Genomic DNA, 10,159 nt, shown 5'->3' with positions numbered 1-10,159 from the left:
TGCTCCCCCACCCGCATACCGGACTACTCTCCGGGGCCCGGGCGCACAGGAGCACGCCCCCTCACACCGTCGAGTCCGGTATCCGCGGCGGGGCCCGCCATAGCTGCCCAAAACCATCACGGACAGGACCACTACAGTGCACGCGGCTACGGCAGCCACGCAGGCCCACCTGGCTTTGTACGTGACCGCGGGAGTCGTTTCGACGTGACTGTGGGAGTCACTGGCTGAGCGAGTTCGCAATGTCAGTTTGTTCTGATGTCACCAGGGGGCTCGCGGCGTTCGCCTCCCGCTCGCGTGACCGCTTTCGGGTCGTCGGTCCCGGCCGCCGTCCGTGGGCCGTACGGACCATCAAGTGCCGCCGTTCGATGGATACGGCGGTCGGGTCCGATGCGGCTGTCGTCCGGCTGGGACACCTTCCTTGCGGGCGCACCGGGGAATACGCCCCTGTCCGAAGAGGAACCCGGTGTCGGAAGAGGAACCCGGTGTCGTGCGGGTTCCGAACCGCTTGGCCGTCGTTCACCTGGGTAGTTACAGGAAGGACCCTCAACGTGTCTGATCCCGTCGTCCTCATCACGGGCGCGCTCACCGGTATCGGCCGCGCCACCGCCTTGGCCTACGCCCGTCAAGGCGCGAACCTTGTGGTCTCCGGCCGTCACGAGGACGTGGGTGAGCAGTTTGCCGGGGAGCTGGCCGGCCTCGGTGCCCCGGCGGAGTTCGTGCGTGCCGACGTCCGCTTCGACGCCGATGTGAAGGACCTCGTCGACCGTGCGGTCGCGCGGTTCGGGCGGATCGATGTCGCCTTCAACAACGCCGGCACCGAGGGAACACCCGGCCCTGTCACCGAGGTGACCGACGAGGCTTACCAGGCCACCTTCGATACCAATGTCAAGGGAACGCTGCTGTGCCTGAAGCACGAGTTCCGGGTCATGAGGGAACAGGGCGGCGGCAGCATCGTCAATGTCAGCTCCGGCTACGGCCTGATGGGTTACCCCGGGGCGACCTTGTACGTCGGGAGCAAGCACGCCGTCGTCGGCATCACCAAGGCGGCCGCACTCGAAGGCGCCGCGCACGGCATCCGGGTCAACGCGGTCGCGCCCGGCTACACCCGGACCGCGATGTACGAGCGGTTCACCGGCGACGACACGGCGCGTGGCGCGGTCGATTCGGTGCTGCCCATGCACCGGGCAGGCACCCCGGAGGAGATCGCCGAGGCTGTCCAGTATCTGGGTTCGGACAAGGCGAGCTACGTCACCGGGCACATTCTCGTGGTCGACGGCGGCCTCATGGCGGGCGGCCCCCTGTTCCCGAGCACGTGAATCGCAGGTCGGCGCAGGCCGTGTCGGTCTCGGCGGCGCGCTGCCCGCCCAGCGGGATGTTCCGGTTCTCATCGTGACCAAGCGGGCGGCCCCACAGCACACGAGCGACACCAAAAGTCACTGACATTGATCACGCCCCCGAGAAACAACTCCCGAAGTCACGACGAAACGACTTCCTCAGAAACTGACACAGCCACCCACCGGTGTCCCTTGTCATCCAATCGAGTCGTTTGACAGCGAACCCAGCCGTTTCGGCTTCTTTGACAGCTCCCGTCAGCGATCCCGCTCGCTCGTTACGAGCCGGAAGGGCTGTCCTTCCTCGTCAGCGATCACGACACCTGACTGCCCATTGCAGAGCCAGTGCACGTCGACGCGCCACGTGACATCTCCTGGCGCACCGGCGTCTACCTGGAGAAGGAAACGCTCGGGGTCTAGAGCCTGTCTGATGAGTCGGTGACCAGCCGGGCTGCCGATCGTTCAGGGGAGTGTGGGGGGCTTCCACCTTGATCGTGGACACCGGTTGTCATGCAGCAATGGCCAGCGTAGTTGATCTCTGTTCGAAGACGACCGGCGCGAGGTAGCCGATCGTGGAGTGCCTGCGCTGGTGGTTGTAGAAGCCGAGCCAGCGGAAGATCGCGAGTCGCGCGGCCCGTTCTGTCGGCCAGCCGCGCCGGCCGGGGAGGATCTCCCGCTTGAGCGAGGCGAAGAACGACTCCGCGGCGGCGTTGTCCGCGGAGGTGCCGACCGCTGCCATGGATCGGAGGATCCCGGCCCGGTGGCAGGCGTCGGCGAATGCCTTCGACCTGTACTGAGCCCCGTGATCGCTGTGGAAGATGACGCCGTCCACCCGGCCGCCGCGCGTGCGTACGGCCGCGTTGAGCGCGTCGGTGACGAGCTCGGCCCGCATGTGATCGGTCATCGACCAGCCCAGCAGGCTACGGGAGAACACGTCGATGACGGTGGCCAGGTACAGGAACTTCCCGCCGGCGATCGGCAGATAGGTGATGTCGCCGACCCAGGCCCGGTCGGGGGCGGATGCGGTGAAGTTGCGCCGCAGCAGATCGGGCACCGCCTGGGCGGCGGGGTCCGGAATGGTGGTGCGGTGCCGCCGCTTCAACCTCCTTCCCCGGATAGCGTGTTGGCGCATGAGCCGCTCGACGCGCTTGCGGTTCACCATCAAGCCGTCCGCGCGAAGCTCGGCGGTGATCCGCTTGGCCCCGTACGTCCTCCCGGACTCTGCGTGGACCTGGCGTATCCGTCGGGTGAGTGCGGCGTCGGCGGCCTTCTTCGCGGCGCGGGCCGGCGCGGTCTTCAGCCACCGGTAGAACCCGGACCGGGACAGATTCAGCACGGTGCAGGGCCGCTTCACGCCGAAGGCGCCGCGGTGGTCGGCAACGAACTCGAAGCGGCTCACCAGTTCGTCTCGCCCGCAAAATACTTGGCCGCCCGGCGCAGGATGTCACGTTCCATCTCCAGCTTGCGCACCTGCTTGCGCAAGGCCGCGATCTCCGCGTCCTTCGTGGACTCCGCGAGCGCCTCGGGCCGCTCGGCGTTCTCCGCCGTCTTGATCCACTGCCGCAGCGTCTCGTGATTCACGCCGAGCTCGGCGCAATGCGTGAGACAGGCCGGCCCGACGAACGGGCCAACGCCACCGCGTCGGCCCGGAACTCCGTCGAGTACTTGTAGGTCCCCACCTGGGACTCCTCTCCCTGGACTCAAGATCCAGTGTCGAGGTGTCCACGATCAAAGTGGAGGGCCCCCTTCACCCAGGGCCTGGAACGGGACATCGACCCCGTGGTCGCCGGGCTCACGCTTCCGTACAGCAACGGCCCCACCGAGGGCGTCAACACCAAGACCAAACGCATCGCGCGCCAGATGCACGGACGAGCAAGCTTCACCCTTCTACGCCACCGCATCCTCCTCGGATGACAACACGCTCCGTCACCACCGAATGCGAGCCAGGGCCGTTGATTAGACACTCCCGTCTGGCGGTTCAACAAGCAATGCCTTGATGGCTCGGATCGCTACGTCATGCTCAGCCGACGACGATTGTTGGACAGCAGTCTCGCGCTGACGTGCATCGATGTAGTGGGGCGACTTGCGTGGGCGTTACTGACGCCTACTAAGATTCTCGACCGCAGCGCGTGATACCAGCTTCAGCGAGCACGCACAGAGCCGCGGGGAGGAACGGGGATGGGTTACACGATTCCGGGCTGGCTGGACCAGGTCCTGGACTACATCGGCATCCATTTCCCCAATGTCGACGAGGACGACTACCGCCACATGGCGACCGCCATGCGGGAGTTCGCTGACAAGTTCGAGGGGCACGGCGTGGACGCGCACAAGGCGGTGGAGCGGATCCTCGCCTCGTCAAAGGGCTGGGCCGTTCACTCGATGCAGACCCACTGGAACCAGGTCAAGGCCGGCCACCTGGACAAGATCCCGGAACTGGCCCGCCTGTTCGCCGACGCCTGTGACGTGGTCGCGGACATCATTTTCGGGATGAAGACGAAAGCCGAGGCCGAACTCGCTGTCATGGCAGGCTCAGTGGGCCTCTCGCTCGGTGCGGCCTTCATCACCGGAGGCCTGTCCGCGGTCCTCGGCGCGGCCGAAATCACGGCCATGCGTCAGTTGGTGAAACGAATCATCGACGAGGCGGCCGGCCAGATCGTGAACGAGCTGATCGCGAAGGTCACCGAACCGGTCAACGCCAAGCTGGAAGCGATGGTCGAGGACACGGTCCTGAACCTGGCGAACGACGCCTTCTCCCTGCCTCCTGACCCAACCAAAGCGGGCGCGAGCGGTGGCGGCGGTAATGTTGGCGGTCATGGACACGGCGGCATGCATCTGGCCTCGGCGGGCGGTGCAAACGGCGGCTTCGTACTCGCCTCCGCGGGGGGCGGTGGCGCAGGTGGCGCGGATCTGTTCATCGACCACGAGGAGTTCGAGAGTGGCGCCGGCAAGGTCTCCTTCCATGGCAGCGAGCTGCACCTGAACAGCGCGGCCCCGCTGGGGCGGGCCAAGGGCTTCTTCGGTCGTACCAGGGGCAAGGATCCCTTCACCCGGGCCTTCGACTCAGTCCTGGAGGGTGCGCTGCACGGCTCCGAGAAGGCCCTCGGCAAGGTCGCCAAGCACATCACGGAGACGCTGCCGGAGCGGGTGAGGGCCGCCTCCCGGCTGCATAGGCACAACGACCTCGACATCGGGGACCGGCTCCACGGCATCAAGGTTGGCGAGAACGGTGACGACGGCGGCGATCATGGGCTACGCGGCTCCGATGGCAAGCGCGGCTTCGGGGACAGGCTGAAGCTGGCATCCGCGCAACTAACCCAGCGCGCCCGCGCGCTGCGGAACAAGTTTACCTGCGGCGACCCGATCGACATGGTCACCGGCCAGATGATCCTCGCGCAGACCGACGTCGAACTGCCCGGTGTGTTGCCACTCGTACTGCGGCGTACCCACCTGAGCGGCTACACCTCAGGACACTCCTTCGGGCGGTCTTGGGCTGGCACCCTCGATGAACGTCTCGAGCAGGATGAGTCGTTGGGAGGTGTGTGGTGGTATCGGGAGGACGGTTCCTCTCTCGCTTATCCGCGCCTGCCCGACTTGCCAGGTGACCGGGTGGACCCGGCCGAGGGCGCGCGGCTGCCACTCACTTATGTCACGCGCAGCAGCAGCTACGTGCTGACAGCGCTTGATCCATATGATGGTCTGACCCGGCACTTCGAGCCGGCCGCCGCCCAGGAGGGTGTGTGGTGGCTGGCCGCCCTGGAGGACCGAAACGGCAACACGATCACTGTGGAGCGTGACGAGAACGACACCCCGCTCACGGTGAGTCACAGCTGTGGCTATCGAATACAGGTTGACTCCGACGCTGAGCAGGGACGCGTCACCTCCCTCTCGGCGCTTACCGATGACGGGCCGGCACTCCTGCGGAGCTTCGACTACGACGACGTCGGCGATCTCATCGAGGTGCGCAATGCTGTCGGCGCGCCACTGCAGTTGGGCTACGACGCAGCCCACCGCATCATTAGTTGGCGTGACAGCAACAACACTGCCTACTCCTACACCTATGACGGCCAGCACCGCGTCGTCGCTACCCACGGCACCGACGGAATTCTCGACGCCCGTCTGACGTATGCAAGTCCAGACGCCCTGGGCATCGCCACCGCCACCTACAGCGACTCCCTCGGCAATTCCACCGCCTACCGCGCTAACCGTCACGGCCAGATCGTCGAGATCACCGACCCGCTCGGAGACACCACCACCCAGACGTGGGACCGCTATGATCGCCTGCTGTCCCGCACGGATCCGCTGGGTCGTACCACACGCTGGGAGTACGACGACGCGGGCGATCTCATTTGCGTCACTACGCCCGACGGCGCTGCGACCCGCCTCAGCTACAACGAGCTGCACCTGCCGGTGGAGGTGATCGGACCCGACGGGAGCCGCATCCGCCAGGAGTTCGACGACCGCGGGAATCGCACGGCCCTGATCTCCGCAGACGGCGCCGCGCTGGAGTTCATCCACCACGCCATCGGAGCAGTAGCCGAGGCCATCGATCCGCTCGGTGCCCGCGTCAGCATCCTCACGAATGCGGCCGGATTGCCCACCGAAGTCACCGATGCCCGAGGGGCGACCAGCCATGCCCGTTACGACGCCTTCGGCCGTGCCGTTGAACTCGTCGACCCGTTCGGGAAGTCCACGAGCACGCAATGGGACGCGGAAGGCCGTCTGCTGCGCCGCATTGCGGCAGACGGCACCGCCGAGTCATGGACCTGGGACGGTGAAGGCAACTGTACGAGCCACACCGACCCGCTCGGCGGCATCACCCGCTACACCTACGGGCCTTTCGACCTTCCCCTTTGCCGGGTGGCCCCCGACGGGGCGATGCACACCTTCCGCTACGACACCGAACAACGCCTCACCCACGTCAGCAACACAATCGGCCTGACCTGGGCATACACCTACGACGCAGCTGGCCGCCTGATCAGTGAGAGCGACTTCGACGGCCGTACCTCCCACTTCACCTACGACGCGGCCGGCCAGCCCAGGTCCCGCACCAACACAGCAGACGAGACCATCACCTACATCTTCGACGCAGCCGGTCGGCTGAGCGTCAAGAACGCCGACAGCGAGCGCACCGAGTACCAGTACGACTCGGCTTCCCGGATGACGAGCGCCATCACCCAAGACCACGTCCTGGAGTTCATGTACGACAGTGCCGGTCGCCTTACGTCGCAGACCCTGGACGGCGCCACGCTGCAGTTCACCCGCGACCGGTCCGGGCGACGCTCCAGCCGGACCACACCCGCCGGCACGATCACGACCTGGGCTCAAGGCGTGGACGACGCGACGGCGCGGATGACCGTGGCAGGGCGCGACATCGACTTCACCTTCGATGCGGCAGGCCGGGAAATCACCCGCCAGATAGGTCAGTTCGCCACGCTGACCAGTACCTACGGCCCCACAGGCCGCCTCGTCGGCCAGGCGGTGACCGCGGGCGCCGACCAGCGGCTGATTCAGCGCAGAACGTACACGCACCGCGCAGACGGCCACCTCACCGGCATCGACGACCTGACCACCGGTCCCCGGCGCTTCGACCTCGACGTCGCCGGGCGGGTCACCGCGGTCCACGCCGCACACTGGACCGAGTCCTATGCCTATGACGTGATGGGCAACCAGACGACGGCGTCCTGGCCCACCCGCCACGCCGGACAGGACGCCACCGGCGAGCGCGCTTACTCCGGCACCTGCATCACCCGCTCCGGAAAGGTCCGCTACGAGCAAGACGCACTCGGCCGTATCGTGCTGCGCCAGAAGACCCGCCTTTCCCGCAAGCCGGACACATGGCGTTATGAGTGGAACGCGCACGACCAGCTGACCGCCGTCACCACCCCGGACGGCACCCGCTGGCACTACACCTACGACGCTCTCGGCCGACGCACGACCAAGCTGCACATGGCCGCCGACGGCACGACCGTCCTGGAGCGCACCACCTTCGTCTGGGACGGCGCCACACTGTGTGAACAAACCGTTCACACAGGCGGCTCCGCCGAAGTGGTCACGCTCACCTGGGACCACGACGGCCTGACACCGATCACGCAGACCGAGACGAAATCCCTCGCCACCGCACCCCAGGAGATCATCGACCAGAGGTTTTTCGCGATCGTCACCGACCAGATCGGCACCCCCACCGAGCTGGTGGACGAGGCGGGCACAGTGGCATGGCGCACCCGCGCCACACTCTGGGGCGCCACCACCTGGAACAAAAACGCACACGCCTACACCCCCCTGCGGTTCCCCGGCCAGTACTACGACCCTGAGACAGGACTGCACTACAACTACTTCCGGTACTACGACCCGGAGTCCGCTCGCTACCTCACCCAGGACCCGCTGGGGTTGCTGCCAGCCCCGAACCCTGTTGCCTACGTGGACAACCCGCACACGTTCAGCGACCCGCTGGGACTCACACCCTGCGACGAGAGCGACCCCACCTGGGGCGGCCGGGTCCAGTACGGTGATCTCGGCCCGCACGGCCGGGCCACCTCCATGCACGCCACCATCACTCGGGACATGCTCGGAGGAAAGACAGGCCCGCAGGTCGATCCGGCCGGCTGGGAATCCGGAAAGGGCTACAACCGAGCCCATCTGCTCGCCGCGATGATCGGCGGATCCAACAAGGACCGACGGAACTTCGTCACGATGCACGCTTACGCCAACTCGCCCGTCATGCGCGCAGTCGAACTGCAGGTACGCAACGCAGCCAGGGATGGCGAGATCATCCAGTACAGCGTGACGCCTATCTATGCTGACGAGCACGCGAAGATTCCCCTGGGCGTGACGATCGAGGCTCATGGGAGCAACGGCTTCCAGATGCATCCCCACGGCAGCCACACCGGAGGAACGAACATCCTCACCATCTGGAATCGCAAGCGCTGAAGAAAGGAACAGCCTTCCGATGAACCCCGAGCTGAACCGGCTCACCGAGCTCCTGCCCCGGCCCACCGCACCTGAGCAGACCCCCAGCTGGGAGGCCGCCGAAACAGCACTGCAGACCGCTCTGCCCACGGACTACAAAGAGCTCATCAACACCTACGGGGGCGGCTTTGTCGATGGATACCTGCTGCTCCTGGAGCCCGGCTGCCCCAATGATGTCTATGATCAGCTCAAGATCTCCGCAGAGCGTGACGAGGCGAACGAGTCGCTGTGGCAGTACGAGGACAAACCCGTCGAACTGGAAGGCGACGGCGCTCGTCTGACCTGCTGGGCAACCACAGACAACGGAGAGTACCTGTACTGGCTCGTGCAACCAGGCGACGACCCCGACAGCCGTACGATCATGATCAATGACGAGTCCGGAGAGGACTGGGAACGGTACAACATGACCGTGACCCGTTTCCTTACCGCAGTTCTCAGTGGCGCGATCCACTCGGAAATCCTGTGGGACAAGTTCCCGTTGCCCCAGCATGAGTTCCGCTCCGCCCGCGACATCTAGAACGTGTCTCTTGGACGGAGTGATCAGGGGATCGGATGTACCTGTTCGGCTAGAGATCACTGATGCGCTGCAGGACCGGATCGAGCCGCCGATGCCGGCCGATCCGATCCGTGTGCGGCGGTGGGCCGACCAGCGCCGCACTCTGGAGGCCACCGCTGGGCACTACCACACCTGCTCGCCTGACGAGAGCGCCGTGCGAGTCGTGGGTATCTCCGGCGCCGCAGGGTCCGTGCCGTCATTCCGCAGCCGTCCGACCAGGTCGGTCACCGCGACCGACACACGCGGACCGGGCTGGTTGCCACCAGAGTGAGAACCAGCCCGGCTGACCCTGCTCAGGCGCCCACCTGCCCACGCACGACTACGCCTTGTCGTTCGGCGTTGCCATGCGGTAGGTGCCTGGGCGGTCGCTCATCTGGTCGGCGACGCCGTCCTTGACCAGCTTGTCCAGGGCATTGGCGATGGCTCCCGAAGACTTCTCGATCACACGGCTGATCTTGGTGGCGGTGAATGCCTCGTCGGGATGTGCCCGCAAATGGTCGATGACCAGCTGGCGGAGCGCTCCGGGCACGAGCCGCTTCCTTTCGCCCAGCTGGGTGGCTGGTGTCGCCGGTGCCGTCGTCGGCTGTTCGGGGTTTGCATGCCGGACCTGTTCGGGGGGGCGTTGTCGGGCTCCCGACCGGCCGCCGACGTGGTGTGCGTCGGTTTCGTCCTCGACGCCTTCATCGGGGTGCTTGCCGTCCTCGTGCGCGGTGTGGGTCTGTCAAACGAGCGGTGTAACTGGGGTAGTTGGGGTTACTGGCGGGCTGCAGAGAGGCGGCCGTCGAAGGTGATGTCGAAGGCGTTCAGTGCGGTCTTCCAGCGCATGGTCCAGCGGGCCTGTCCCTTGCCGGTGGGGTCGAGGGACATGATCGCCATGTAGATGCACTTCAGGGCGGCCTGCTCGTTGGGGAAGTGGCCGCGCGCCTTGACCGCCCGGCGGATGCGGGCGTTGACCGACTCGATCGCGTTGGTGGTGCAGACGATGCGGCGGATCTCGGTGTCGAACCGCAGGAAGGGGGTGAACTCTTCCCAGGCGTTCTCCCACAGCTTCACGATCGCCGGATACTTCCGGCCCCAGGCGTCGGCGAACTCGGCGAACCGGTCCAGGGCGGCCTCTTCGGTGGGAGCTGTGTAGACGGGCTTGAGGAGCTTGGCGATCTTGTCCCAGTCCTGCCGTGCGGCATAGCGGAAGGAGTTCCGCAGCAGGTGAAGCCGTAAAGAATCAACCCGTTGCTTTCATAGGACAAGATCGTTGCTCTGGTATGAGCTTCGCCGCCGATGTTCTGAATCAGCTTGCGCTGCGGTT

At 65.9% G+C, this 10,159-nt stretch carries 4 protein-coding genes and 3 pseudogenes; 4 read left to right on the top strand and 3 right to left on the bottom strand.

Features of this window, described 5'->3' with window-relative positions; translation table 11 throughout:
• The first annotated feature begins 548 nt into the window (after positions 1 to 548).
• Positions 549 to 1,316 (top strand): SDR family NAD(P)-dependent oxidoreductase, encoded by a 768-nt coding sequence (locus ADK64_RS41910; RefSeq protein ID WP_053667516.1) that lies wholly within the window; start codon positions 549 to 551, stop codon positions 1,314 to 1,316.
• Between the two features lie 523 nt (positions 1,317 to 1,839).
• On the opposite strand, the pseudogene ADK64_RS41905 reads toward ADK64_RS41910, so the two are convergent.
• Positions 1,840 to 3,010: pseudogene (locus ADK64_RS41905) on the bottom strand (IS3 family transposase).
• A gap of 67 nt (positions 3,011 to 3,077) precedes the next feature.
• Between ADK64_RS41905 and ADK64_RS41895 the strand changes: the two are divergent.
• The 3 genes and pseudogenes from ADK64_RS41895 to ADK64_RS41885 form a co-directional block, all read left to right on the top strand.
• Positions 3,078 to 3,245: pseudogene (locus tag ADK64_RS41895) on the top strand (transposase); the annotation flags it as partial.
• Between the two features lie 264 nt (positions 3,246 to 3,509).
• Positions 3,510 to 8,258 (top strand): RHS repeat-associated core domain-containing protein, encoded by a 4,749-nt coding sequence (locus ADK64_RS41890; RefSeq protein WP_053667513.1) that lies wholly within the window; start codon positions 3,510 to 3,512, stop codon positions 8,256 to 8,258.
• Between the two features lie 19 nt (positions 8,259 to 8,277).
• Positions 8,278 to 8,814 (top strand): SMI1/KNR4 family protein, encoded by a 537-nt coding sequence (locus tag ADK64_RS41885; protein WP_053667512.1) that lies wholly within the window; start codon positions 8,278 to 8,280, stop codon positions 8,812 to 8,814.
• Between the two features lie 358 nt (positions 8,815 to 9,172).
• On the opposite strand, the gene ADK64_RS41880 is transcribed toward ADK64_RS41885, so the two are convergent.
• Positions 9,173 to 9,382: a hypothetical protein gene (locus ADK64_RS41880; protein WP_053667511.1), complete on the bottom strand. Its 210-nt coding sequence runs from the start codon at positions 9,380 to 9,382 to the stop codon at positions 9,173 to 9,175.
• Positions 9,383 to 9,606: 224 nt separating this feature from the next.
• A pseudogene (locus ADK64_RS41875) lies at positions 9,607 to 10,062 on the bottom strand (transposase); the annotation flags it as partial.
• Positions 10,063 to 10,159 lie beyond the last annotated feature (97 nt).

Source organism: Streptomyces sp. MMG1121, from assembly GCF_001280015.1.
Taxonomy (GTDB): domain Bacteria; phylum Actinomycetota; class Actinomycetes; order Streptomycetales; family Streptomycetaceae; genus Streptomyces.
This window is presented reverse-complemented; position numbering and strand designations above follow the sequence as displayed.